We start from the raw sequence: 23,795 nt of genomic DNA on the forward strand, positions 1-23,795 counted from the left end.
TTGGTCGGGTCCGGCCCTCACAAGCGGGGAAGGCAGTCTCCTCACTTGAGAGGACAATGTGCGCGGAATCACCGCGTGCACGGGTGCCGGGGGAGCGGTTAGGATCGCAGCGCGACGGAGGAGCAAGGCGATGACGATGAAGCAGGTGGACCCGGGTATGGACAAGGCCCCAGCGCCGGTGCTGGATGTGGCGGGCCTGCCCAACGACCTGATGACGGCGGTGAAGTTCACCCTGCCCACCGACGAGGACATGACGTCGGTGGCGGCCCTGCGCGCCGGCTCCGAGCCCTGGAAGAGCCGGGGAGAGACGCAGGAGGACAGCCTCAAGGCCCTCACGCAGCTCAAGCCCTACGTGCATGTGGCGAAGCTGCAGAGCCAGCTGGTGGGCTATGTGACGGTGGAGCGGGACGGCCCGGTGCCGGGCGCGGCGTACCTGCGCAACATCGTGGTGAAGCCCGAGCTGCGCCGCAAGGGCCTGGGCAAGGTCCTGCTGGAGCAGGCGCTCAAGGCGGCCCGGGACATGTACCGGAAGACCATTGCCCTCCGGGTGGACCCGTCCAACTCGGCGGCGGTGAGTTTCTACCGCAAGGAAGGCTTCACCACCGTGGCCACGGTGGTCTCCAAGAAGTCCGGCAAGCTCCGGCTCCTGATGTCCCGCGAGCTGTAGCCGCCCCGCTGTACTCCCGGGCGGGAGGTCGCTCCTCCCGCCCCCCGCTCCGAGCGGGCCCGCCTGCCGGCCCCGGAGCGCGCTTCACTTCCCCACGAAGCCGAGCCATCCCCGCTTCGGGCCTCCAGGCCCTGGCGGGACAGGGTGCCGTGCGTCCGGCCCCCGGAAGCCGGCAGCCACCGCCAGGACGGGCCCCTGCCCGGACGCTGCGTGCGGGCGCCTTGGCGCTGGGTCCGGGCCTGCCATGTCCCTCCCATTGTCGACTATCCTGCGGTCCCCCAGCGCCCCGCGCGCATCGCGGTCTGGACCGACCCCGCATGAAACCCCTCGCAGAGCTGTTGCGGCACCTGTCGCGCCCCGGAGTCACGGAGCTGACCCTGGCGACGGGCCGCCCACCGATGATCCGCGGGAGCAACGGCTACGAGCCGGTGGACCCCGCCGCCGTGACGACGGACGACGTCACCCGGGCGCTCCAGGCCATGGTGGGCCTGGCCCGGGCCTCCACCGTCACGGACACCCCGGTGCAGTGGTCCGTCAACGCCAACGGCCTGGGGGCGCTCTCCATCGCCGCCATGCGCCGCGGAGACCTGCTCCACCTGCGGCTCACCCGCGCCGATGCCGCGCAGCCCGCCCAGGCGCCGGCTCCCGCCGCACCGCAGGCCGCCGCGCCGGCTCCCTCGCCCGCCGCGCGAGCCCCCGCGCCTCCAGCACCCGCGCCCGCCGCGCCCGTCGCCCGCCCTGCTCCGGCACCGGCGGCTCCTGCTCCTGCTCCGGCACCGGCGCGTGCGCCCGAGCCCGCGCCCCAGGCCCGTGCTTCCGCCGCGCAGCGGTCGTCGGGTTCCGCGTCGCACGTGCTGGCCGCGCTGCTCGAGGAGGCCCGGAGCATGCGGGCCAGCGACGTGCACATCATCTCGGAGCGCCCCGTCCTCTTCCGCCTCGCGGGGGACCTGGTGCCCCAGGGCTCGGTGCTGGACGCGGCCCGGGTGGAGCAGCTGCTGCTGCCGGTGGTGCCCGAGCGGCTGCGCGCGGTGCTGGACAAGGACGGCAGCTGCGACTTCTCGCTGGACTCGCCGGAGATGGGGCGCTTCCGCGTCAACGTGGGCCGGCAGCGCACGGGCTACAAGGGCACCTTCCGCGTGATTTCCCGCGAGGTGCCCACGCTGGAGTCGCTGGGCCTGCCCGCGGACATCGCCAAGGCGGTGCACCACCACCAGGGCCTCATCGTCATCACCGGCCCGTCCGGCCACGGCAAGACGAGCACGCTGGCGGCGCTGGTGGACATCATCAACCGCGAGACGACGCACCACGTGCTCACGGTGGAGGACCCGGTGGAGTTCGTCCACCCGCGCAAGAAGGCCCTCATCAGCCAGCGCGAGGTGGGCTCGCACACGAAGACGTTCGCCAGCGCGCTCAAGGGCAGCCTCCGCGAGGACCCGGACGTCATCGTCGTGGGTGAGCTGCGCGACACGGAGACGGTGCGCATGGCGCTGGCGGCCAGCGAGACGGGCCACCTGCTCATCAGCACCATGAACACGCCGAGCGCGGCGAAGACCATCGACCGGCTCATCGACCTCTTCCCGCCCGCGGACCAGCAGCAGGTGCGCCTGTCCCTGTCCAGCGGCCTGCGCCTCATCGTCAGCCAGCGGCTGATGGCGAGCGCGGACGGCAAGGGCATGGTGGCCGCGGCGGAGGTGCTCCCCGGCTCGGTGGCCCTGGGCAACCTCATCCGCGACAACAAGACGTACCAGATTCCCTCCCTCCAGCAGCGCGGCAAGAGCCTGGGCATCGTCCGCTTCGAGGACTCGCTCGCGGACCTGGTGCGCGCGGGCAAGGTGAAGCTGGAGGTGGCCAAGGCCTTCGTGGACAACCCGGACGAGCTGGAGGCCGTGGTGACGGGCAAGCGGGCCGGCAACACGGTGGCGGCCCCGGAGACGTCGCAAGACAGCGCGCGGCTCTTGAGCAAGATGGGCTCGCTGATGGGCAGGAAGGGCTCCTGAGATGAACACCTCCCCTCGTATCGCCACCCTCTTCGACGCGCTGCTGGAGCAGAAGGGCAGCGACCTGCACCTGGGCGTGGGCTACCCGCCCCTGGGCCGCATCCGCGGCGAGCTGAAGCCCCTGCGCGAGGAGCTCCTCACCCAGCAGGAGATGGAGGCGCTGCTCTTCGAGCTCATCAACCCCGAGCAGCAGCGGCAGATTGTCGAGGAGCTGGACCTGGACTTCGCCTACGGCTACGGCACCAAGGCCCGCTTCCGCGCCAACTACTTCAACAAGCTGACGGGCCTGGCGGCCGTCTTCCGCACCATCCCCAGCAAGGTGCTGTCGCTGGAGGATTTGAAGACGCCCGAAGTCGTGCGCAAGCTGGCGGACCGGCGCAGCGGGCTGGTGCTGGTGACGGGCCCCACCGGCAGCGGCAAGTCCACCACGCTGGCGGGGATGATCAACTACATCAACCAGACGCGCCCCGCGCACGTGCTGACGATTGAAGACCCGGTGGAGTTCGTCCACGAGTCCCAGAAGGCGCAGGTGACGCACCGCGAGGTGGGGCCGCACGCGTCCAGCTTCGCCACGGCCATCCGCTCGGCGGGCCGCGAGGACCCGAACGTCATCCTCATCGGCGAGCTTCGCACCAACGAGACGATGAAGCTGGCGCTGCAACTGGCCAGCTTCGGCGTGCTGGTGTTCGCCACGGTGCACACCAACAGCGCGCCGGCCACCATCGACCGCATCATCAACGCCTTCCCCGCGGACGAGCAGGCGCAGGTGCGAGGCATGCTGGCGGAGAGCCTCGCGGGCATCGTCGCCCAGCAGCTCATCAAGACGGCGGACGGCAAGGGCCGCGTGGCGGCGCTGGAAATCCTGGTGGGCAGCAGCGCCATTGCGTCCATGATTCGCGAGGGCAAGGTCTTCCAGATTGCGTCCAAGATGCAGGCCGGCCAGGGCCAGGGCATGCAGACGCTGGACATGCACCTGGAGCGGCTGGTGAAGGACGGGGTGATTACGCCCGAGGCCGCGCTGGAGAAGGCGCAGGACAAGGAGAACCTGGCCAAGGTCATCTCCCGCCTCAAGCCCGAGTGGGAAGTCCCGGAGTCGCTGAAGTCGCTCTGAGGGCCCGCGCGGCTAGAGTGCGCCGCCGAAAGGGGCGAGCGCATGAGCGAGCAGTCGAAGCCGGCAGTGGGCACCGTGGGCTGGATGGACCTCACGGTGAAGGACGCCGTGGCGGTGAAGGACTTCTACCGGGACGTGGTGGGCTGGAAGGGCGTGGGCCTGGACATGGGCGGGTACGAGGACTTCCTGATGATTCCGCCCGGCAGTGAAGCGCCCGCGGCGGGCGTGTGCCACGCGCGGGGCCCCAACGCGGACCTGCCGGCCGCGTGGCTGGTGTACATCACCGTGGAGGACCTGGACCGCAGCCTGGAGCGCGTCACCGCGATGGGCGGCAAGGTGCGCGGCCAGATTCGCGACGGAGGCATGGGCCGCTACTGCGTCATCGAGGACCCGTCCGGCGCGGTGTCCGCCCTGTTCGAGTCGAAGAAGGCCTGAGCTCAGAGCCGCCAGTTGAGGCGGATGTCGCTCAGGTTCTCCGCGAGGATGCGCTCCTTGCAGCCCTCGCAGAACGTGTAGACCTTGGCGCTGTTCGCCGCCCCTGCGCCGAACATGACGCAGGTGTGCTCCAGCTCGACCTCGGGATACGTGGCGGCGTCGTAGCTCAGCGAAGCCTTCTTCGTGAGCCCGTTCGCGCAGTGCAGCCCCTGGTGTGACTTCTCCGTGTAGACGTCTCCGTCCGGCACCCCCTTCGGGAAGGGGATGCCCGGAATGGGCGCCGTGCGCCCCAGGGTCGCGTCCAGCGTCTTTCCGCCATAGGCCTGCCCCATGTTGTGTCCCAGCTCGTGCGTGAGGGCCCGCGCCAGGGCGTTCGCATGGGTCGCGCCCAGGACCGTGCTGAGCCCCGTGTCCCCCCGCAGCGCCGAGCCCCGCGCGGGCTGCAGGCAGACCCCCTGGAGCTGGAAGCTGAGCTGGAACTCACGAGCCCCGGACCTGAAGCACCCGTCGACCACGGGCAGGCGGACCCCCAGGTAGGACGGGTCCCCGGTGGGCGCCTTGAACCGGAGCTTCTGGTAGTGGACCAGCTCCACGTGCGCGCGGATGGCCGCCTCCGTCGTGTACTCGGCCCCCGTCCTCAACACGCCGCCGGGGTCCTCCGCGTCGGTGATGTCCTCCCAGAAGCCCGGGAAGCCGTCATCGCCATCGTCAGCCAGGGTCCTGCACTGGGTGGCCTTCCACGCGAGCCTCTGGATGCAGAACACCCCGGCGCCCACGCCGCCCACGCTGTCGTCGAGCGTGAGCTCGAGCGCGACCCGCGTCGCCATGACGGCATGCTCCCCCGGCGCTTCCACCGCCAGGAAGCTCTGGTCCCACTGCCTGGGAATGACGAGGTAGTCACTCAACAGGATGCTCATCGTGCGGCCGTCACGGTGCTGCATCAGCGCGTTCAGCAGCGTCGCCTGCTGGCCCGTGCTCAGCACGAAGACCTTCGTGCCAGCGGTCTTCTCGAACACCGCCCCGTCCAGGACGTTGGCGGCCCCGCCATGGCTCAGGTCCGTCTTGCGCACGAACTCCTCGCGCCGCTTGACGAGCTTGATGAACACGTCGTCCAGACACGTGGTGGTGGCCAGGAGTGTCTCGTCCTTCAGGCCCAGGACGGTCTTCGACTTGAGGACGGTGAAGTCGGTGAGCCGGTCGTCTCCGTCCGCCGTCGGCTGCAGCAGCTCGTACTCCACCTCCCGCCACGTCTCGAAGTCCAGCGTGTCCGTCACCGTCCCCTTCCGCGCGCCCACCTCCACCTTGCACGTCTCGCCCCCGGCGATGCCCAGGTCCACCTGGAAGCTCGCCTCCTTGTCGGCACCGACGGTGACGCGCCCCGTCTGCACCTTGCCTCCATCCGTGCTCACCAGGTCCTGTACGCCCTTCAGCTCGGGCAGCTCGTCGGAGCGCTTCGACTTCCGGGAGAAGGTACAGGTGATGAAGATGTCCGCGCCTTCGAGGGCAATCTTGTTGAGCGGCGCCCGGGCCCCATCCCCCTTGCCGCCCACCACGAAGGTGATGACCCGGCCCTTGCCGTCCCGGCCCTTGGCGCCGCTGGCGCGGTTGATGACCTGCTGAATCTTCGCGTCGGCCAGCGGCCCGAGGAAGCCCGCGGTGAAGGTCGTCTGGATGCGCGCCTTGCGGACGCTGCCCACCGTCGCGGTGCCCGTGTCCCACTGCTTGAAGACGTAGGGCTTCGCGAAGCGGAGCTCCACCGGCTTCGCCTGGGTGAGCGCGACCTGCCGCTTGTTGTCGACGGCGCTCGTCTTCTGGCTCAGCACGCCCCCGTCCGCCGTGAGGCCGTCCGGAGGCTTCTTCCACACCACCTCGAACGGAATCTCCTCGTTGGCCACGACCTGGTTGTTCTCGTCGTAGGGAACCAGCTCCACGTCGAGGCGTGCGGGCCAGACGCGGTACTCGACGTCCGACACGATGAACTGCTGCTTGAAGGTGACGGCGAAGTACATCACGTAGTACGGCAGCCCCAGCGGGACGGCGGGACAGCGAGGGCCGGCGCAGGTCACGACGCTTCCGCTGAACGTCCCCGCCTGGTCCGGCAGGCTCAGCCCCGCCACGGTGGCGCCCAGGGCGCCCGGAGGAGGACGGAAGACATAGGTGAAGGTCGCCTCGCGCGTGTCCCAGTACCCCAGCTCGAGGACGGCCCGCGGGGCCAGGAGGGAGCCCTCGAGGATGTCCACGTAGCTCATGGCTGTCCCTCTCCGGGGGGAGGCGCGGGAGGAAGCACCTCCGACGTCAGCACCAGGACGGGCGGCGGCTCGGCCTCCACCTCCACCCGGAAGCGGAGCCCGGCCTCGCAGGGCAGCACCGCGCCCCCTACCTCCCGGTCCGAGAACCCCGTCTGCGCCGCGGCGCTGGAGGCCGCCAGCGCCTGCGACTCCTCCTGCCGGGTGGCCCCGCTGTCGTTGCCCGTGCTCATGGCGCCCCTCCGGACGGGGCGGCCCGCAGCCACTCCTGGGTTTCTCGGGTCAGCACGTCGAGCCGGAGGGCCGGCGCCAGGTGCTCCAGCTCCAGCAGCTCGCGGGCCCACTCCAGGCCCGGCGCCGTGTCGAAGTCGCGCCCGAGCACGCACATCAGCCCGGCGTACCGGCAGACCTCCCGCTCGGACCTCAGCCCATGGTGCCGCGCCCGCGCCACGCCGTGGGCGATGAAGCCCGGCAGCGCCTCGCCGAGCGCGTCGCAGCGGTCCGGGAAGAACCGGCGCAGGTGGACGGCGAGCCGCGAGCTGAACGTGTCCACGGTGGACTGGCCGAGCGTCCGGAGCTGGGCCTCTCGAATCATCATCACGGGCCGCGAGTCGCTCACGTCCCCTCCCCGTCCACGAAGGCGACCACCGCGGGGCCGGCCATCCACTCGCCGGAGAAGGCGTAGCAGAACCAGGTCTGCGGCCGGGACGCGAGCGCGGCAATCCCCAGCAGGTCCACCTCGGCGAACCCCACGCCCTCGGGCCCTTCCGCGGGCTCGAAGCTGGGCACGTGGAGCGGCAGCACCACGGGCCCGGGCGTCTGGCTGCCCAGCAGCACGAGCCACACGGGCGCGAAGGCCCGCGCCGTCCGGTCCAGCCCGGCAACCTCCAGCCCGCCCCGGGGAATGCCCTCGCGGGACACCGGCAGCCGGAAGGCCACCCGCAGCGGCGCGGTGGCCCCCGGGCGCAGCGGCACCACGCGCTCGGCGGCGCGCAGCTCCAGGCCCGGCGCCTCGGGGACGGGGGGCGAGCCCTCCGTGGGGCCGAGGCGGGCCCACGGGGCGCCCGGCAGCGGCAGGGGCGACAGCGCCTTCCAGGGCAGGCGCTGCAGGGCCTGGTACCGCTCCACCTCCGGGTCCACGAAGGCGCGCTCGTCGCGCTCCAGCCGCACCGTCACGAGGTTGGAGCAGCGCTCCCTCAGCAGCACCACCACCCGCCACGTCCCCGGCGCCCAGTGCAGCCCGAGCGTCGTGCGCAGGTCGATGAGGTGCTCCATGCCCGCGAAGCCCGGCTGCGGCTCGCCCTCACTCGGCGGGCCCGCGGACTCGTCCGGCTCCGCCAGCGCGGCCCGCAGCAGCCCGTGCTCCAGCTCCACGCCCACTACGACGGCGTGGTCGAACGGCGCGCGCTTCAGCTCCTTCAGGGAGTCGCTGTGGTAGGCCAGCAGGGGCAGCTCCCCCTGCGTGCCCAGCTGCACCTGCCGGGGACAGCCGATGGCGATGCCACGCACCTGGTCGCCAATCCGCTTCCAGGCGAAGTCGCGCAGCGTCCGGTAGGGGTTCTCACGGTAGTCCACATCCGTGAGCCCGAAGATGTCCTGCGTCATGCGCTGTCCCTCTTCCATGCGTGCTCAGCGGCGCCAGTCGCGGCGGATGTCGTCCAGGTCCTCCGCGAGGAGGTGCTCCCGGCAGCCCGCGCAGAACATGTAGACCTTGTCGGACGTATGAACCGCCGTGCCGAACATGACGCACGTGTGCTCCTCGCCTGCCAGCGGATACGTACTGAAATCGTAGTTCTCCGCCCCTTTGTTGGTGAGGCCGCTGGCGCAGTGGAGTCCCTGGTGCGTCTTCCCTGTGTAGATGTCTCCCTCCGGCACCACCTTCGGAAAGGGAAGGCCCGGAATGGGGGACGTGCGCCCGAAGGCCGGGTCGAGCGTCTTGCCTCCATAGGCCTGGCCCATGTTGTGGCCCAGCTCGTGCGTGAGCGTCCGTGCCAGGGCGTTCACATGCATCTGTCCCAGGGCCATGCTGAGCACCGCGTCCCCCGCCAGCGCCATGCCCCCGACGAGGTGCACGCACACGCCCTGGACCTGGAGGGTTATCTGGAACTCGTGCCCTCCGGACCTGAAGGTTCCGCCGACCACGGGCAGACGGACTCCCAGGTAGGACGGGTCCTCGGTGGGCGCCTTGAGCCGGACCTTCCTGGCCAGGAGCAGCTCGACGTGCGCGCGGATGGCCACCTCCGTCGTGTACTCGACCCCCGCCCTCAGCGCGCCGCCAGGGTCCTGCGCGTCGGTGATGTCCTCCCAGAAACCCGGGAAGCCGTCATCGCCATCGGCAGCCAGGGTCCTGCACTTGCTGGCCTTCCAAGCGAGCTTCTGGATGCAGAACACCCCGGCCCCCACGCCGCCCACGCTGTCGTCGAGCGTGTGCTCGAAGGCGAACCGCTTCTCGGCGACGTCCCGCTCGACGGGGCCCTCGACCTCCGCGAAGCTCTGGTCCCACTGCCTCGGGAGCGCGGCGAAGTCGCACAGCAGGAGGCTCATCGTGCGCTTGTCCCGGTGCTGCATCATCCGGCCCAGCAGCTCGTCCTTCCGGCGCTCGGTCAGCACGAAGAACTGGGTGCCGGCGTCCTTCCCCAGGAGGGCTCCGTCGAAGACGTTGTACCGGCCGCCATCCACCAGGTCGCTCTTGCGCAGGAAGTCGGCGCGCCGCTCCACGAGCTTGACGAACACGTCGTCCAGGCACGTGGTGATGGCCGCGACAGTCTCATCCTTCAGGCCCAGCACGGTCTTCGACTTGAGGACGGTGAAGTCGGTGAGCCGGTCGTCTCCGTCCGCCACTGGCTGCAGCAGCTCGTACTCCACCTCCCGCCACGTCTCGAAGTCGAGCGTGTCCGTCACCGTCCCCTTCCGGGCGCCAATCTCCACCTTGCACGTCTCGCCTCCGGCGATGCCCAGGTCCACCTGGAAGCTCGCCTCCTTGTCGGCACCGACGACGACGCGCCCTGTCTGCACCTTGCCCCCCTGCGTCTTCGCCAGGTCCAGCACGCCCTTCAGCTCGGGCAGCTCGTTGGAGCGCTTCGACTTCCGGGAGAAGGTGCAGGTGATGAAGATGTCCGCGCCTTCGAGGGCAATCTTGTTGAGCGGCGCCCGGGCCCCATCCCCCTTGCCGCCCACCACGAAGGTGATGACCCGGCCCTTGCCATCCCGGCCCTCGGCGCCGCTGTCGCGGTTGATGACCTGCTGGACCTTCGCGTTGGCCAGCGGCCCGAGGAAGCCCGCGGTGAAGGTCGTCTGGACGCGCGCCCTGCGGACGCGGCCCACCGTCGCGCTGCCCGTGTCCCACTGCTTGACGACGTAGGGCTTCGGGACGATGACCTCCGTCGGCCCCAGATAGGCCGGTTGCTGGAACTGGACACGGCATGCCCCCGTCTGGGCGTTCGTCACCTTGCGCAGGACCGCCCGCCATGGCGTGCCGTCCGCCGGCTTCTTCTCCTGCACGTGGAAGGCAATGGCCTCGTTCGCCAGCAGCTGGCCGTTCTCGTCGACGGAGACGAGCTCGACGTCGATGTAGGCGGGCCAGACGCGGTACTCCACGTCCGACACGAGCGTCTGCCCGTTGCGGATGGCCGCCGCGCAGGACACGACGTAGTACGGGAGCGCCGCCGGAACGAGCGGACAGCCGGGGCTGACACAGCTCACGTTGGAGCCGTTGAACGTCCCCGCCTGCGTCGCGAGCGTCAGCCCCGCCACGGTGGCACTCAGCGCCCCCGTGGGAGGAAGGAAGACGTAGGAGAAGCGCGCTTCCTTCGTGTCCCAGAACCCCAGCACCGCGGTGACTCGGGGCGTCAGCGCGCTGTTTTCGAGAATGTCCTGGTAGCTCATGGGTGTCTTCCAGGAAGCACTGGAGCAAGCCCCGAGCCACGAAAATCATGAACAAGAGCAACACGGTGGCGGGCCCCTCCCCCTGGCGCCGGCCCTTCCTGCGTGCCGGTGGGACGCGCGCAGCGTCCTGGCGGGACGCGAGCCTCGGGTGTAAGAGAGCCGGGCTCCCCCGGAATTCCCCGCTGGCCCGGGCTGGAGCGCGCGGCACACCGGCTGCACCTGTCTCCACTCGCCGCCCCCCCCGTGCGAGGAGCTCTTCACGTGTCGTTCTCCCGATTCGGTCGTCCCGGCCCCTGGCGACTCCGGGGGCGCCCCCAGCACTACGAGGTCGTCCTCGGGAGCGACGCCGCCGCGGCTGACACCGGCCTCCAGGTGCCCTCCGCCTTCATCTGCTGGCACCTGGACCACTGGCTGACGTACGCGCGCAGCACCCTGCTGGAGATGTACGAGGCGCTCGGCGGCCACGCGCCCCGGGGCCTCTCCTCGCTGGAGCGGAGCCGGAACGACCAGCGCATCCGCGAGCGGCTGGTCCGGGCCTTCGAGCAGGGCGAGCTGGTGGCCGTGCGCGTCGACGAGCCCGCGGGCGCGTGGTTCTGGCCGGAGCCTCCCGAGCCCATCCGGCCGGAGCCCCCCGCGCCTCGGCCGGTGGCCGTCATCGAAGAAGAGCTCTTCCCGGACGCGGCCCGGCAGGCGGAGACGCTCCGGCGCGCGGCCGAGCAGGGCGTGCCCTTCTGCGAGGAGTGCGAGCGTCGCCGGAAGCAGCGGGCCGCCGCATGAGCGCTCCTTACCTCCCCGCGCTGCTGCGCGTGCTCGAGGCCGAGAAGGCACGGACGCCGGGCACGCACCTGTACGCCATCCTCGACGGCGCCAGGGACCGGCGCGTCCACCGGCGGGTGCTGGACGGCCGCTTCCCGCACAGCTGCCTCTACGCGGGGAAGCTTCCGCTGGAGCTCATCGAGGTGGCCCCCTACCTCGTCAGGCTGGACGTCGCGCACCCGCTGACGGTGAGCTTGCTGACCGAGGCCTGGGGCCACAGCTGGGGCATCTTCTTCACCTCGTCCCAGGGGCTGGAGCCGCTGCGGCGGCACTTCCGGAAGTTCCTCAAGGTCCGCGACGAGCGGGGCAAGACGCTGGTCTTCCGCTACTACGACCCCCGGGTGCTCCGCGTCTGGCTGCCCACCTGCACCGCGTCGGAGCTGCACCATTTCTTCGGGGACGTCCAGCGCTTCCACACCGAGTCGCCAGGCGCCGATGCGCTGCTCGCCTTCTCACGAGACGGCGACGCGCTGGCGAGCGAGACGCTGGCGCTCACGGACATGGAGCAGGCCGCCGTCCAGCCCCTCCCTTCCAGGTAACGCCCGGGCTTCTGGGTGTCAGACCCGGGTGGTAGACCCGGCGCCATGGACGAGTCGCGGGAAGGACAAGACAGGAAGCCGCCGCGTCAGGCCAAGCCGCCCCGGAAGGTCTCTCCGACGTACCTGGAGAACGCGGCGCTGCACTACCTGAAGCGGTACGCGGCCACGCAGAGCCAGCTCAAACGCGTGCTGATGCGCCGGGTGACCAAGTCCCTCAAGTTCCACGGAGGAGACAAGGCCCAGGCGCTCGGCTGGCTGGACGAGCTCGTCGCGAAGCTCGTGCGCAACGGGCTGCTCAACGACGAGGCCTACGCCCGGATGAAGGCGCACTCGCTGCGCGCTTCGGGGCGCAGCACGCGGGTGATTGCCCAGAAGCTGCGGATGAAGGGCGTCTCGGCGGACGTCGTCACCCAGAAGCTGGCCGACGCGACGGCGGAGGTCTCCGATGAGGACGCCGCACGCATCTGGGCGCGGAAGAAGCGGCTGGGCCCCTTCCGGAAGGTTGCCAGCACCCGCGAGGAGAACCGCCAGCGGGACCTCGCCTCCCTGGCACGGGCGGGCTATCCCTTCAGCATCGCCAAGAAAATCATCGACTCGGACCCGGAGTAGCAGCCGCGCACGCTCCACGGGCACCGGGGCACCCGCGCAGCCAGTCCCCCGGGCTGAGTCCGTATCTCTCGTGGAGCCCCGCCCGCCCATCCAGGCCACGTGGGGCACCGCCGCCGCGTCAGGCCTGGTCGCGGCGCCACCCTCCTGGAGACGCCGTTGCAGACGTATGACCTCTTCGCCCCCGCCACCGAGTCCGAGCGCCACGCCCTGTATGCCCGCATGCGCGCGGAGCCCGGCCTCTGTCGCATCGCTCCCTTCGGGGCCTACGCCGCTTCCCGCTACGAAGATGTGCGCGCGCTCCAGAAGGACGCGCAGCGCTTCTCGTCCGAAGCGCTCGCCATCACCGCGGAGCCGCCCTGGCTCGGCCCGAATCCGGTGGCTGCGTCCCTGGTGACGATGGACCCGCCGCGCCACACCCAGCTGCGTGCGCTGGTCACCCGCGCCTTCGGCCCCACGGGCATGGCGCGGCTGGAGGCGCAGGTGCGCCACGAGGCGCAGACCTTGGCCGAGGCCGCCGTCCACCGGCGCGAGGTGGACCTGGTGGACGCCTTCTCCTTCGTGCTGCCCCGCAACGTCATCGGCCGGATGCTCGGCCTGGAGCCGTCCACCTTCACCGAGTTCAAGCGCTGGTCGATGAACATGGGCCTCATCAGCTCCGCCGTGCCCGCGCAGCACCAGGGCATCCGCGACACCGTGAAGGAGATGGAGACGTACCTGGGGGACGTCATCGCCGCGCGCCGCCGCCAGCCGGGGGAGGACCTGGTGAGCGACCTGCTCCGCGCGGAGGTGGAGGGGCAGCAGCTCACCGACGCAGAGGTGCTCTCCTTCCTCTTCCTGCTGCTGCCCGCGGGCATGGAGACGACGGCGCAGCTCATCGGCAACGCGGCCATCCTCCTCGCTCGCTTCCCCGAGCAGCTGGAGCAGGCCCGCGCGGACCGCGCGCACATCCCCCGCTTCCTCGAGGAGGTGCTGCGCTACGAGCCTCCCGCGCAGTTCGCCTTCCGCGTCGCCACCTCGGACGTGGAGCTGTCCGGAACGCGCATTCCGGCGGGCAGCCTCGTCATGGGGCTGGTGGGCAGCGCCAACCGCGACGAGCGCGTCTTCGAGCAGCCGGACGCCTTCCTTCCCGGCCGGGACAAGGCCACCCAGCACCTCTCCTTCGGCCACGGCATCCACTTCTGCCTGGGCGCGCAGCTCGCGCGCATGGAGGCCCGGCTCGCGCTGGAGGCGCTCGTCCCGCGCGTGCGCTCGGTGCGGCTGCGCGCCCCGGACATCGACTGGCTCCCCGGGCTCACCATCCACGGGCCCAGGACGCTGCCGGTGGAGCTCGTCCCCGCCTGAGGCCCGGCGCGCCCGGCCGCTACAGGATGGCCCGGACGAAGAGGTACGCCACGTACGCGGCCCAGGGCAGGAAGACGGCGAGCAGCGCGATGGCGACGGGGCGCACCCACGTGGGGGACTTGTCGCGCCAGGGCAGCAGCATCAGGTAGCCGCCCGCGAGCGTGGGGATGGGCAGCAGGTTCAGGGCCGCCATCCTCGCGCTCATGATGCCCCAGGCACGCAGCAGCTCGCCGTCACGCAGCAGGCCCACGAAGCGCTCCACGCGCTCCGGCAGCGCGGCCAGGTTGAACACCGCGGGGAACCCTTCCGTGAACTGGTGGAAGCCCTCGGCGGGGCCCAGGCATGCCATGGCCACGCCAATCTGCACGTACCAGGGGATGGCCAGGGACAGGGCGTGCAGCGGCGGAGGCAGCTTGTTGAGCCGGCTCTTCAGGGTCGGCGCCTGGGCGGCCTCCTCCTCGCCGGGCGCGAAGGACGCGGAGCTGCCCAGGACGATGGGGTGCAGGCTCCAGCCGATGCCCCCCATGCGCCACGCCAGCAGCTTCGGCCCGTAGCCCACCTGCACCGCCAGGGGCCGGGCGCCGAACGCGCTCGCCACCACGGCCTGGGCCAGCGCCCACATGACGTTGACCGCGACGAACAGCAGGCCCAGCCAGAAGAAGAGCGCGACTCTGTCCATGCGCTGAAGTCTATCACCGTGAAACAGGCCCCCGTAGGGCCCGGGTCAGGACAGACTTCCAGGTGTCTGTCCATTCTCCCGGAGGGCGGGGCACATCCGCTCACCTGCCACTCCCGCCACTCATCTGCAGTCCCAGAAGCCGATGGAGAAGGTGACCTCGGCGGAGGTGCGCGAGTTGAGGCCCTGGCGCATGTCGTCCCAGCCCGCGCGCGTCGCGAGCATGAGGTGGAAGACGCACAGCTTCGCCTGCACGCCCAGGCTGGCGCGCAGCGGCACCTCCAGCCGGCTGCTGGAGGGGGAGAACACGGCGGCGCCCTGCACACCGGCGAAGCCCTCGATGAAGCCGGTGTCCCTTCCGAACAGCGTGGCCCGCCGCGCCATGGAGAGGCCCAGGGCCGGCCCCAGTCCGGCCTGGTTGGTGTACGGCGCGGCGGTGCGCAGGTGGAACCCCACCTGGGCGCCCACGTTGAAGTCCTTTGGCCAGTAGAAGAGGTCCTCGCACCAGTTACACGACGAACCGCTCCGCGCGGGCGTGAGCTGCCGGTGGTACGCCAGGTCGAGGCCATGGTTCTTGTTCTGGTTGCCCTGCCGGACCTCGAGGGCCAGCCCGTCCACCTCGTTGTACGGGCGTATCGGCACGTACACGCCCACCCCATCCGCCTGGTTCCCCACGTGCAGGTCCAGTTGCAGGCCGCGCAGTCCGCTGGCGGGCAGCGTCAGCCAGGGGAGCTCCGCCGCCGCGCGCGCCGGCCCCAGGCACAGCAGCAGCATGAAGAATGCCCTCGTCCACGTGTGCCTCGGCTCCATCGTCTCGCGCTCCCGGCGGGGTGATGGCAGTCACCCTACGGGCAGCGGTGCGAGGCAATCCTCACGGGCGCCTCATGGTTTCATCATGGGCGCGGAGCGTGGCGCAGGGGCAGGCGCACCTCGAAGCAGGCGCCGCGCCCCGGCTCGCTGGTGACGTGGATGGTGCCACCGTGGCCGTCGACAATCTGGCGGGTGATGAAGAGGCCCAGCCCCAGGCCGCCGTGGTGGCGGGCGGAGTGGGCGCGCTCGAACTTGTCGAAGATGCGCGGCAGGGCCTCCGCCTCGATTCCCAGGCCCTCGTCGCGGACCACGAGCCGGGCGGAGTCGGCGGAGCCGGACACCTCGACGGACACCGGCTTGCCCTGCCCGTACTTGAGGGCATTGCCGAGCAGGTTCTCCACCACCTGCTCCAGGCGGGCCACGTCCCAGTGGCCGGTGACGTCGCCGTCCACCGTCAGGTGAAGGGGGCTGCCCACGCGCTGGGCCTCGGGCGCGAAGCGCTCCACCACCGCCCGCACCAGGGCCGGCAGCGAAGCCTCCGAGGGCGTGAGCTTCAGCCGGCCGTGCGACAGGCGCGTCACGTCGAGCAAATCCCGGATGAGCCCCGTCAGCCGCTTCATCTGCCGCTTCGCGACGTCCACGTGCCGCTGCACCGCGTCGCCGGTCAGCGGGCCGCGCTCGGCCAGGCGCTGCAGGCTCTCCAGCTTGAGCGCCAGCGGGGTGAGCGGTGTGTTGAGCTCGTGGCTGGCAATCTGGAGGAACTCGTCGCGGACGCGGACGGCCTCGCGCAGCTCGGCCTCCACCGTCTTGAGCCGGGTGACGTCGCTGAGGGTGCCGCGCACGAGCGTCGCGCGGCCGGAGGCGTCCCGCGCGAAGATGTGGCCGATGCACGCCAGCCAGTGGGTGGAGCCGTCCGCGTGGATGACGCGGAAGTCGACGGCGTAGTCATCCGGCCCGCCCGGGGCGCAGGACTCCTGGATGGCGCGGTCCGCGGGCGCCACGTCGTCCGGGTGGGTGGCGCTGGTGAAGCACTCGTAGGTCCACACCTGCTGGGGCGGCAGGCCGTAGAGGCCGTCGTGGTTCTCCGTGCGGGTCATCTGCCCGGCGACGAAGTCGTACTCCCAGACGGCGACCTTCGCGGCCTGGGTGGCCAGGCGCAGGCGCTCCTCGTTGCGGCGCACCGACTCGTCCAGCCAGACCTCGTCGAGCGTCGCCACCCACTCGCCCACGGCGCCCGCGGCGTCGAGGACGGGCACGGCGTGGACGCGGGCGCGCGTGTAGCGCAGGTTGGGACGGCGGATGCGCAGCTCGACGTCGTACGGCGTCGCCGGGGCCTGGGCGGCGGCCCAGGCGCGCCGGGAAGCGTCACGGTCCTCGGGGTGGATGGCGTCACCCCAGCCGGGGCCGCGTGCCTCGTCCACGGACTGCCCCGTGTGCGCGCGCCAGCTCGGGCTGTCGTCGGCGAGGGCTCCGCCGGGAGTGAGTACCCACACCACCTTTCCGGTGGCCGCTGCGAGGGCGCGCACCGTGTCGTGCTTCAGCGGCTCACTGGTGTCCTCACGTCGCAAGGCACGACCCTCATGACCCGCTGGGCTGTCCAGGATGCGGGCTGGCCGCGCCCAGGCCTCGTCACGGGAGCGTCACCCGTAACAGGCGGCGACGGCGCATTCCAAGCACGGCGAGTCACAGCCGCGGGAGTTTGCACAGATGTGCCTTTGCCCTCGGATGGCTTGGGGCGCCAGCGAGCTGCCCACGCCAGCGACTCCTCCCTGCCCCGCCTCCCCCTCGCGTCCGTCAGGAATCCAGGGCCGCCGCGTCCCTCGCCCGAAAACGGAGGGGCCCATGCTCCACGGCGACGACAAGGCCCGCGAGATGGCCCGCAGCCTGCTCCCAGCGAAGAACCGGCACACTGCCCGCAAGGCGCGAGCGGAATTGAGCCGGCGCACCCGACGCTCCGTGCGCACCCGCATGGCCCTGCTCGAATACGACGTGGACGCCGCGGACGACCGCGCCGACCTGCACGAGGACTCCACGCGTGAGATGCGCAGGCTCGTGACCTGGCGACGGGACAGCGACAAGGTGAACCCCTTCCGCCGCTGGGCCCGCACCGTCACCCGGGAGGTGCCGCGTGACGAGCGGCTGGAGCACGTGCGCGGCGTCCTGCCCGAGGGTCTCATCGGCGAACACGCCCTGTCCCACCTGCGCTGGGACGCCCACTTCGAGACCACCGCGGACCGCGAGCAGCGCGAGGCCCGGCGCTGGAGGGGGCAGCTCCGCGACGCACCGCTGGAGCGCGGACTCTCCGCGCAGCTGCTGCGCCGCCTGCTGCAGCTGCCCGATGGCCAGCGGGCCTTCAACGAACACCTCAAGCGCGCCTGCGCGCGGCAATGGTCCTACGTGCGCGGGCATGACGGGCGGCGCCATGTGGTGTGGCAGGGGCTGGAGCCCATCCGGCTGCTCCTGGGCGAGCATGACGTGCTCCCCTTCCTCGACACCTTCCTGCGCCGCTGGCAGCTGGGCCCGTCCCGGAAGGACGTGACGCCCGCGCCCCCGGAGGCCGTCAGCGCGGCCCAGGAGTTCCTGCGCGTGTTCCATGCGCAGCGCGGCGACCTCCCCGCCACGCTCGCAGCGCTTCCCTCTCCTCCGGGAGCGGAGAAGCGAAAGGGCCCGGTGAGGCCATAGCCTCCACCGGGCCCTCCTCGACTCAACCGCGCGCGCCGCTCAGGGCTGCTCTTCCGAGGGCACCTCGCCCGTGAGCACGCAGATGAGCGCCACCGGGTCGCACTTCACGGGGAACACGGGGTTGATGCCCGAGCCGCGCAGCCGGCCCGCGTCGAAGTCCGCGTACGGGTCACACGCCGCCTCGTTGGGCTGGCCGTTGCTGCCCCGGCACGTCACCACCGGCCAGATGCCCCGGGCGACGTACTCGGCGGTGCAGCCGTTCTCCGTGTAGCGCAGGTCCGCGACGAACTGCGTGCCCGGCGTCCCCGGCGTGTTGTAGATGCGCAGGTTGGACCACTCGTACGCGTAGCTCTGTGCAACCCGCGCGGGCGGGCCGCCGTCCGGGAGCGTGCCGCCGTCCAGCAGGCCCACCGGGACGGCGGGCAGCTCCAGCCGGGCGGGCGTCAGCGTGGGGACGTCGCAGAAGTTGTCGGGCCCCGGCGCCTCGGTGGCGAAGGGCCCCACCGAGAACGTCTGGTGCGAGGGGTCCGGGTCCGGCCGCAGCGCGTGGTCATCCACCAGCTTGCCCAGCCGCGCGCTGCGCACGGCGACGGAGTCCGTCGCCCCGGGGTCCTGGTTGAAGAACTTCTGCAGGCCCACCGGCTCCGCCGCGAGCCGCGCGCAGGCGCGGTCCGGGTTCTCCCCCGGCTTCAGCGTGTACGTCGTCGCGAACGAGCCGGTGGAGCCGTCGATGCGCGCGCGGGCCACCACGCACTGCGGCTCCGGCTCCTCGCCGCTGCAGGCTCCGATGGCGACGGCGGCCGCCGCCACGCCCACACTCAGTCCCAGGATGCTTGGCTTCATTTGGAAGATGTCCTCTCTCGGGAAGCGCGGGCTAGAAGCTGACGCGGGCGCCCAGGCGGATGGAGCGCGGGGCCTGGTACGCCGTGGGGCGCTTGAAGTTGGGGTTGATGTCGGCCGTGGAGATGCGCTGGTTCGTCGTGGTCGAGATGATCTTGCAGCCCGGGTTGTTCGGGTCGAGGCACGCGGACAGGTCCGCCGGCGTCCCACCCTGCTCGATGGCATACACGCGCGTGAAGGTCAGCGTCTGGTCCACGCTGGTGTGCTGCTGGAAGTTGAAGAGGTTGAACACGTCCAGCGACGCGCTCAGCGTGTACTTCCCCAGCTTCTGGTTGAGGCCCACGTGCGAGTCGATGTTGTGCACCCAGGGCAGGCGGCCGGCGCTGCCACGCGCGAGGATGAACGTCTCCGAGCCGCTGCGGCGCGGGTGCGCGCCCAGGTAGTTGAGCGGCGTGCCGGAGCGGCTGCGGTAGCTGGCGCCCACGTTGAAGCTGGTGCTCCGCGTCAGCTGGAACTCGCGCGCGCCGAAGGCCTTCAGCGAGTGCGTCCTGTCCCCGGGCAGCGGGCCGTCGCGGTTGGTGGTGAGCGACAGCAGGTCGAAGTCGCGCGTCAGGTTGGGGGACAGCTGCCCGGTGTCCGCGCGGAACAGGCCGGAGTAGTTGCCGCGCAGCTTCGCCCACGTGTAGCTCGCCTGCGCCAGCCAGCCGCCGGAGAAGGCCTTGGTGTAGTACACGTTGACGGCGTCGTACTCGCGGCGGGCCAGCGGGAAGTCCCCCGAGAAGCCCTTGCCCGGGTTGCCCAGGAAGAAGGTGTTGCCGTCATCGCGGCTCATGTCCTCGATGACGTCGTTGAGCCGGCGCCGGGTGTACGCGACACCGAAGCGGCCCAGCAGCACCTCGTACTCGCCGCCCAGCATGATTTCGTCTGCGGACTGCGCGCGGATGTCCGGGTCCACCGGCACGCGGTCTCCACCCTGCGCGTCCCACGTCCGGTTGGGCCCTTCCGTGGTGCTGCCCAGGCGCTGGCGGTTGCGGGGGCCGGTGCACTCCGTCAGCAGCGACTCGCGGTTGGACGGGTTGCACGCGGGCGCGGTGTACGTGGCGGACAAGAGCTGCTGCTGCGGGAAGGACAGGTCCGCCAGGTCCAGGGGGACGTTCTCGTAGAAGCGCGCGTAGTTGACGAACAGCTTGGAGCGGCCCTGCTGGGTGAAGTCGTAGATGGCGCCGATGCGGGGCGACCACTGGTTGGGCAGGTGCAGGCCCACCTGGTCATCCAGGCCCCAGATGGTCTGCACGTCGTAGCGCAGGCCCACGTTGAGGGTGACCTTGTCCATGACGGACCAGCTGTCCTGCACGAAGCCGCCCATCGTCAGCGACGTGGAGGTGCCCTCCTTGCTCGGCAGGAACACCGGCGAGTCGGGCCCCTCCAGGTAGCCGTACTGGTTGAGCGTGAAGAAGCAGGTGCCGTTGCCGCACTCCTGCCAGGGCGTGCCGCCGGTGCGCGCGCGGTTGTTGTAGAAGCTCATCCGCTCCGCGTCGAAGCCGGCCTTGATGATGTGGTGGCCCAGCGCCTGGAACAGGTAGGTGCCCATCACCTTGCCCTGCACCCGGTCCAGCTCCTGGACGCTGATGGTGCCGGGGCCGCCGGTGGAGTACGCCGTCACCGGGCAGTTGCGGGACTGCTCGGCGGGCGTGCTGCCGCAGGCGCCCGCGGGCACCGGCTCGAACTCGACGATGGAGTGCGGGCCCGGGTTGCTCGTGCGGCGCCAGGCGATGTTGGACTGCGCGGACAGGCCCTGGCCGGACAGGAGCCCCGAGCCGTCCGACGGCAGCGTGTCGTCCGTCTGGTGGTGCCAGCCGAGCGTCGCGTCCACCAGGAGCTTCTTGTCGAAGAAGGACGACGACTGCTTGGCGACGATGTCCAGCACGCCGTTGCTGCGCCGCGTGGCGATGGACTCGTACGCGCCCTGGACGAAGCCGGTGCAGGACAGGCCGACGCACACCTCCGGGTCCCCGTCGTCGCTGAAGGCGTAGCGGCTCGGGCCGCCGGAGGAGCGCGGGGTGCCGAAGACGGACACGGACAGGTTGTGGTCCGGGTTGAAGAGGTACGTCAGCTTGCCGATGTACTGCACGCTGCGCTCGTCCGCGAAGCGGCTCGTCTGCGTGCCCTCAATCGGATTCACCTGGCCGAAGCCCGTGGTCGGGTCCCTGCGCCGGGCGCCCACGGCCGTGCAGCCAATGGCCGGGTTCACCTCGTCGCAGAACTCCAGCGCGCTGAGCTGCCGGTCCACCTTGATGCGGTTGAACGACGGCGCCACGCCCACGTAGAACCAGAGCTTGTCCTTGAGGATGGGGCCGCCCAGGTCGAAGCCGAAGTCGCCCTGAATCCACGGGCTGCCCTTCGCGGAGATGACGCTGCCCTCCTGGCGGATTTCCGTGCCCGAGCGCTGCAGGAAGCCCGGCGCCAGGTTGGTGAACACCGAGCCGTGGAACTCGTTGGAGCCGGACTTGGTGACGACGTTGAGCACGCCGCCGGTGGAGCGGCCGTACTCCGGCATGTAGCCGCCGGTGATGACGTTGACCTCCTGCACGAACTCGACGGACAAGGGCGTGCCCAGCGTGCCCACGCTGGGGTCATTCACCGACAGGCCGTCCACCACGTACTGGCTCTCCGGCGAGCTGCTGCCGCTGACACTCACGCCGTACCGGTCCTCCGTGGCGCCCGGGGCCAGCTCGGCCAGCGACTCGAAGGAGCGCGACGCGGAGCCCTTGGTGCCCGGGCGGATGACGGCGATGTTGCGGATGAAGTCCGCGTCCACGCTCAGGCCCGCGGTGCTCGAGCCCACGTCCAGCGTGGGCGCCTGCGCGACGATGGAGATCTCCTCGCCCAGCGCCGTGGGCAGCAGCTGGATGTTGACGCGCACCGTGCGGTCCAGCCGCAGGACGATGTCCGAGCGCACGAAGGGCTCATAGCCCTCGCGCTCCACCCGCAGCGTGTACGTGCCCGGCGGCAGCTGCGGAAGACGGTACAGGCCGCTCGCATCCGAGACGACCGTCTGCTCACCCTGGAGCCGCGGCGACGTGGCCGTCACCACTGCGTCCGCCAGCGCCTTCTTGTCGTCCGCGCTGGTGATGGTTCCGGTGATGACCGAGGTGCCCTGGGCCAAGGCCCCCGCACCACTCCAAAGCAGCAGCGCGAGACACAGCCCGCGAGCGAGACCTACGCGTGTGGACAAAGCTGACTCCCCTCCAGGTAACTGGAGGGGCACTTTGTCTCAAATCACGAGAAAGCAACAATACTGAAAATAACCGGTGAGGCCCCTCGCGCGGCCCGCTCGCGGCCCTCAGGCGGGAGGTGCCTCCCGGGTCGCGGATGCCTCGGCGTCACGGCGGGTGCGGCCGGGGGAGGTGCGGCGGGGAAGCCCCGCGAGGAGGTCGTCGGCGAAGCGGTCCGCGAGCGCGGCGATGGTGAGGCTGGGGTTGGGGCCGGTGGGGCCGGGCATGACGGAGCCGTCCGCCACGTAGAGGCCGGGGTAGTTGAAGGCCTCGCCCTCCGCGGACACCACGCCCTCGGTGGGGGCGCGGCCCATGGGGCAGCCGCCGAGCGGGTGCACCGTCACCACCCGGCTCAGGTAGCTGAGCGGGTTGTGCACCATCTTCCCCTCCAGCGCCTTCGCGATGTCCTCCATCGACTTGCGCACCCGCGTGAAGTACTCGCGCGAGCCGTGGGTGCGCCAGTCGATGTCCAGCATCCCCTCCTTCGTCAGGCGCATGTTGCCGTCGGGCGTGTCGCGGCCCATGGCGAGCAGCGGCAGGGACGTGGACGACACCTCGCAGCGTCCCAGCATCTCACTGATTTCGCTGCCCACGTCCGAGTCGTGGATGAAGCCAAGCCAGCCCTTCGTGAGGCGGCTCGCCAGGCGCACGCCGCGCTTGAGGAGCGCGAGCTGCTGGGAGCCCTCGTACAGCCAGTTGAAGAACTCCGGGTAGCCCGCGTCCTCCACGTAGTAGCCGCGCCCGGTGCCGCCCTCCTCCTTCCCCCGGAAGTGGATGGCGCTGGTGATGACGGGCCCATGGCCGCCGTCCAGCACGCGGGGCAGCAGCTTGCCCGTGCTGCTGTCCATGCACTTGAGCAGGAAGCCCAGCAGGTCTCCGTTGCCGCAGAAGCGCGTGCCCAGCTGCCCGCTGAGCGCCGGGAAGTGGCGCCGGTTCTTCAGCAGCAGGTACGTGGTGCCGAAGGTGCCCGCGGACAGGATGAGCCGGTCCGCGGTGAGTGTCACCCGGGGCAGCAGCGACGTGGGAATCTCCAGCGGCTCGCCCTCGCGCGCCTGCGAGTGGTCCACGTACTGCACCACGAAGCCGCCGCCGTCCGCGGGCCAGAACTCCTTCACCTCCGCCCGGGTGTACAGCCGGGCCCCGGCGCGCTCGGCGGCGGACAGGTATGTGTAGTCGAGCGTGTTCTTGCTGCCGTAGTTGCAGCCGATGTCGCACTCCCCGCACAGCCGGCAGGTGGTGCGCGTGCGGCCGTGCGTGTTGCCGAGGGGCTCGTGGATGGGCTCACCCGGCACGGGTGTCTCGCCGGGGTTGCCGAAGGTGACGGCCAGCGGAGGAACCTGCCAGTCAGCGTCCCGGCCCATGCGCTGTGCGGCGAGCTGCATGGCCTTCGTCTTGGCGGTGGACTTGTAGGGCTCGTGCGCTATCGGATAGCGCTGGGCACCCATCATCCGCTCCACCGTGTCGTAGTGGGGGTCCAGCTGCTCGCGGTTGACGGGCCAGTACTCGTAGCCACCGTTGTTCAGGTCCTCCTGGACGAAGGTCTTCTCGTCCTTGCGCAGCAGCACGTTGGCGTAGATGAGCGAGCCGCCCCCCAGCCCCGCGGACACCACGCCCCCCAGGCCCTTGAAGGACCACAGGTTGAACAGGCCGTGCTTGCCCTGGGCGGGGTCCCAGAAGTTCCGGCTCATGTCGTACGGGCTGCGTGGGAAGGAGCCGGGGGGATACTTCTTGCCCCGCTCCAGCACGCAGACCCGCAGCCCCGCCTCCGCCAGCCGGTACGCCATCACCGAGCCGCCGAAGCCCGACCCCACGATGATTGCGTCGTAGTGCTCATTGCCTGCTTCCATGACGTCCTCCCGTCCTCGC

At 70.8% G+C, this 23,795-nt stretch carries 20 protein-coding genes; 9 read left to right on the forward strand and 11 right to left on the reverse strand.

All coding sequences use genetic code 11. The features are described 5' to 3' along the window. Positions 1-130: 130 nt before the first annotated feature. From LXT23_RS19770 to LXT23_RS19785, 4 genes are all read left to right on the forward strand, one after another. The gene (locus tag LXT23_RS19770) at positions 131-667 is read left to right on the forward strand and encodes a GNAT family N-acetyltransferase (RefSeq protein ID WP_253981760.1); all 537 of its coding nucleotides are present in this window, start codon (positions 131-133) and stop codon (positions 665-667) included. A 317-nt stretch (positions 668-984) separates the two neighbouring features. Further along, positions 985-2,664 (forward strand): type IV pilus twitching motility protein PilT, encoded by a 1,680-nt coding sequence (locus tag LXT23_RS19775; RefSeq protein ID WP_253981761.1) that lies wholly within the window; start codon positions 985-987, stop codon positions 2,662-2,664. A gap of 1 nt (position 2,665) precedes the next feature. After that, positions 2,666-3,775: a type IV pilus twitching motility protein PilT gene (locus tag LXT23_RS19780; RefSeq protein ID WP_253981762.1), complete on the forward strand. Its 1,110-nt coding sequence runs from the start codon at positions 2,666-2,668 to the stop codon at positions 3,773-3,775. Positions 3,776-3,817: 42 nt separating this feature from the next. Continuing rightward, positions 3,818-4,210: a VOC family protein gene (locus LXT23_RS19785; protein WP_253981763.1), complete on the forward strand. Its 393-nt coding sequence runs from the start codon at positions 3,818-3,820 to the stop codon at positions 4,208-4,210. A gap of 2 nt (positions 4,211-4,212) precedes the next feature. Here LXT23_RS19785 and LXT23_RS19790 read toward each other — a convergent pair whose 3' ends face one another. Genes LXT23_RS19790 through LXT23_RS19810 form a run of 5 tightly spaced genes read right to left on the reverse strand, consistent with a single transcriptional unit; the run spans position 4,213 to position 10,341 of the window. After that, the gene (locus tag LXT23_RS19790; protein WP_253981764.1) at positions 4,213-6,459 is read right to left on the reverse strand and encodes a hypothetical protein; all 2,247 of its coding nucleotides are present in this window, start codon (positions 6,457-6,459) and stop codon (positions 4,213-4,215) included. After that, the gene (locus LXT23_RS19795; RefSeq protein ID WP_253981765.1) at positions 6,456-6,689 is read right to left on the reverse strand and encodes a hypothetical protein; all 234 of its coding nucleotides are present in this window, start codon (positions 6,687-6,689) and stop codon (positions 6,456-6,458) included. The genes LXT23_RS19790 and LXT23_RS19795 overlap by 4 nt, the downstream gene beginning before the upstream one ends. Next, the gene (locus tag LXT23_RS19800; RefSeq protein WP_253981766.1) at positions 6,686-7,075 is read right to left on the reverse strand and encodes a hypothetical protein; all 390 of its coding nucleotides are present in this window, start codon (positions 7,073-7,075) and stop codon (positions 6,686-6,688) included. Before LXT23_RS19800 ends, LXT23_RS19795 begins: the two co-directional genes overlap by 4 nt. Then, entirely contained in the window at positions 7,072-8,061 is a 990-nt protein-coding gene (locus LXT23_RS19805; RefSeq protein WP_253981767.1) for a hypothetical protein, read from the reverse strand. The genes LXT23_RS19800 and LXT23_RS19805 overlap by 4 nt, the downstream gene beginning before the upstream one ends. A gap of 24 nt (positions 8,062-8,085) precedes the next feature. Beyond that, positions 8,086-10,341, reverse strand: coding sequence for a hypothetical protein (locus LXT23_RS19810; protein ID WP_253981768.1), 2,256 nt, complete (start codon positions 10,339-10,341; stop codon positions 8,086-8,088). A 261-nt stretch (positions 10,342-10,602) separates the two neighbouring features. On the opposite strand from LXT23_RS19810, the gene LXT23_RS19815 reads away from it, so the two are divergent. The 4 genes from LXT23_RS19815 (at position 10,603) to LXT23_RS19830 (ending at position 13,646) form a co-directional block, all read left to right on the forward strand. Next, complete coding sequence (locus tag LXT23_RS19815) at positions 10,603-11,118, forward strand: hypothetical protein (RefSeq protein ID WP_253981769.1); 516 nt, start codon at positions 10,603-10,605, stop codon at positions 11,116-11,118. Beyond that, positions 11,115-11,696, forward strand: coding sequence for a DUF4123 domain-containing protein (locus LXT23_RS19820; protein WP_253981770.1), 582 nt, complete (start codon positions 11,115-11,117; stop codon positions 11,694-11,696). Before LXT23_RS19815 ends, LXT23_RS19820 begins: the two co-directional genes overlap by 4 nt. Before the next feature lie 45 nt (positions 11,697-11,741). Continuing rightward, a complete protein-coding gene (locus tag LXT23_RS19825) occupies positions 11,742-12,305 on the forward strand; it encodes a regulatory protein RecX (RefSeq protein ID WP_253981771.1) in 564 nt (187 codons plus the stop codon). A gap of 156 nt (positions 12,306-12,461) precedes the next feature. Further along, the gene (locus LXT23_RS19830; RefSeq protein ID WP_253981772.1) at positions 12,462-13,646 is read left to right on the forward strand and encodes a cytochrome P450; all 1,185 of its coding nucleotides are present in this window, start codon (positions 12,462-12,464) and stop codon (positions 13,644-13,646) included. 19 nt (positions 13,647-13,665) lie between these two features. Here LXT23_RS19830 and LXT23_RS19835 read toward each other — a convergent pair whose 3' ends face one another. The 3 genes from LXT23_RS19835 to LXT23_RS19845 form a co-directional block, all read right to left on the reverse strand. After that, on the reverse strand, positions 13,666-14,325 hold the full coding sequence (locus tag LXT23_RS19835) for a site-2 protease family protein (RefSeq protein ID WP_253981773.1): 660 nt from the start codon (positions 14,323-14,325) through the stop codon (positions 13,666-13,668). 120 nt (positions 14,326-14,445) lie between these two features. Further along, the gene (locus LXT23_RS19840) at positions 14,446-15,096 is read right to left on the reverse strand and encodes a hypothetical protein (RefSeq protein ID WP_253981774.1); all 651 of its coding nucleotides are present in this window, start codon (positions 15,094-15,096) and stop codon (positions 14,446-14,448) included. 119 nt (positions 15,097-15,215) lie between these two features. Further along, positions 15,216-16,700: a PAS domain-containing sensor histidine kinase gene (locus LXT23_RS19845; protein ID WP_253981775.1), complete on the reverse strand. Its 1,485-nt coding sequence runs from the start codon at positions 16,698-16,700 to the stop codon at positions 15,216-15,218. Between the two features lie 274 nt (positions 16,701-16,974). On the opposite strand from LXT23_RS19845, the gene LXT23_RS19850 reads away from it, so the two are divergent. Further along, on the forward strand, positions 16,975-17,814 hold the full coding sequence (locus tag LXT23_RS19850; RefSeq protein ID WP_253981776.1) for a hypothetical protein: 840 nt from the start codon (positions 16,975-16,977) through the stop codon (positions 17,812-17,814). A 39-nt stretch (positions 17,815-17,853) separates the two neighbouring features. Here LXT23_RS19850 and LXT23_RS19855 read toward each other — a convergent pair whose 3' ends face one another. The 3 genes from LXT23_RS19855 to LXT23_RS19865 all read right to left on the reverse strand — a co-directional run bounded on the left by LXT23_RS19855 (position 17,854) and on the right by LXT23_RS19865 (position 23,776). Next, the gene (locus tag LXT23_RS19855; RefSeq protein WP_253981777.1) at positions 17,854-18,657 is read right to left on the reverse strand and encodes a hypothetical protein; all 804 of its coding nucleotides are present in this window, start codon (positions 18,655-18,657) and stop codon (positions 17,854-17,856) included. A 31-nt stretch (positions 18,658-18,688) separates the two neighbouring features. Then, entirely contained in the window at positions 18,689-21,889 is a 3,201-nt protein-coding gene (locus LXT23_RS19860) for a TonB-dependent receptor (protein WP_253981778.1), read from the reverse strand. A 108-nt stretch (positions 21,890-21,997) separates the two neighbouring features. Continuing rightward, entirely contained in the window at positions 21,998-23,776 is a 1,779-nt protein-coding gene (locus tag LXT23_RS19865) for a GMC oxidoreductase (protein WP_253981779.1), read from the reverse strand. Between the last annotated feature and the right edge of the window lie 19 nt (positions 23,777-23,795).

Origin of the sequence: Pyxidicoccus xibeiensis (assembly GCF_024198175.1) — a bacterium.
GTDB classification, from domain to species: Bacteria; Myxococcota; Myxococcia; order Myxococcales; family Myxococcaceae; genus Myxococcus; species Myxococcus xibeiensis.

Bases quoted from the DNA above. Each gene is read 5' to 3' on its own strand.
- LXT23_RS19770 (WP_253981760.1), top strand. From the start codon at position 131: ATGACGATGAAGCAGGTGGACCCGGGTATGGACAAGGCCCCAGCGCCG.
- LXT23_RS19775 (WP_253981761.1), top strand. From the start codon at position 985: ATGAAACCCCTCGCAGAGCTGTTGCGGCACCTGTCGCGCCCCGGAGTC.
- LXT23_RS19780 (WP_253981762.1), top strand. From the start codon at position 2,666: ATGAACACCTCCCCTCGTATCGCCACCCTCTTCGACGCGCTGCTGGAG.
- LXT23_RS19785 (WP_253981763.1), top strand. From the start codon at position 3,818: ATGAGCGAGCAGTCGAAGCCGGCAGTGGGCACCGTGGGCTGGATGGAC.
- LXT23_RS19790 (WP_253981764.1), bottom strand. From the start codon at position 6,459: ATGAGCTACGTGGACATCCTCGAGGGCTCCCTCCTGGCCCCGCGGGCC.
- LXT23_RS19795 (WP_253981765.1), bottom strand. From the start codon at position 6,689: ATGAGCACGGGCAACGACAGCGGGGCCACCCGGCAGGAGGAGTCGCAG.
- LXT23_RS19805 (WP_253981767.1), bottom strand. From the start codon at position 8,061: ATGACGCAGGACATCTTCGGGCTCACGGATGTGGACTACCGTGAGAAC.
- LXT23_RS19810 (WP_253981768.1), bottom strand. From the start codon at position 10,341: ATGAGCTACCAGGACATTCTCGAAAACAGCGCGCTGACGCCCCGAGTC.
- LXT23_RS19820 (WP_253981770.1), top strand. From the start codon at position 11,115: ATGAGCGCTCCTTACCTCCCCGCGCTGCTGCGCGTGCTCGAGGCCGAG.
- LXT23_RS19825 (WP_253981771.1), top strand. From the start codon at position 11,742: ATGGACGAGTCGCGGGAAGGACAAGACAGGAAGCCGCCGCGTCAGGCC.
- LXT23_RS19835 (WP_253981773.1), bottom strand. From the start codon at position 14,325: ATGGACAGAGTCGCGCTCTTCTTCTGGCTGGGCCTGCTGTTCGTCGCG.
- LXT23_RS19840 (WP_253981774.1), bottom strand. From the start codon at position 15,096: ATGCTGCTGCTGTGCCTGGGGCCGGCGCGCGCGGCGGCGGAGCTCCCC.
- LXT23_RS19850 (WP_253981776.1), top strand. From the start codon at position 16,975: ATGCTCCACGGCGACGACAAGGCCCGCGAGATGGCCCGCAGCCTGCTC.
- LXT23_RS19855 (WP_253981777.1), bottom strand. From the start codon at position 18,657: ATGAAGCCAAGCATCCTGGGACTGAGTGTGGGCGTGGCGGCGGCCGCC.
- LXT23_RS19865 (WP_253981779.1), bottom strand. From the start codon at position 23,776: ATGGAAGCAGGCAATGAGCACTACGACGCAATCATCGTGGGGTCGGGC.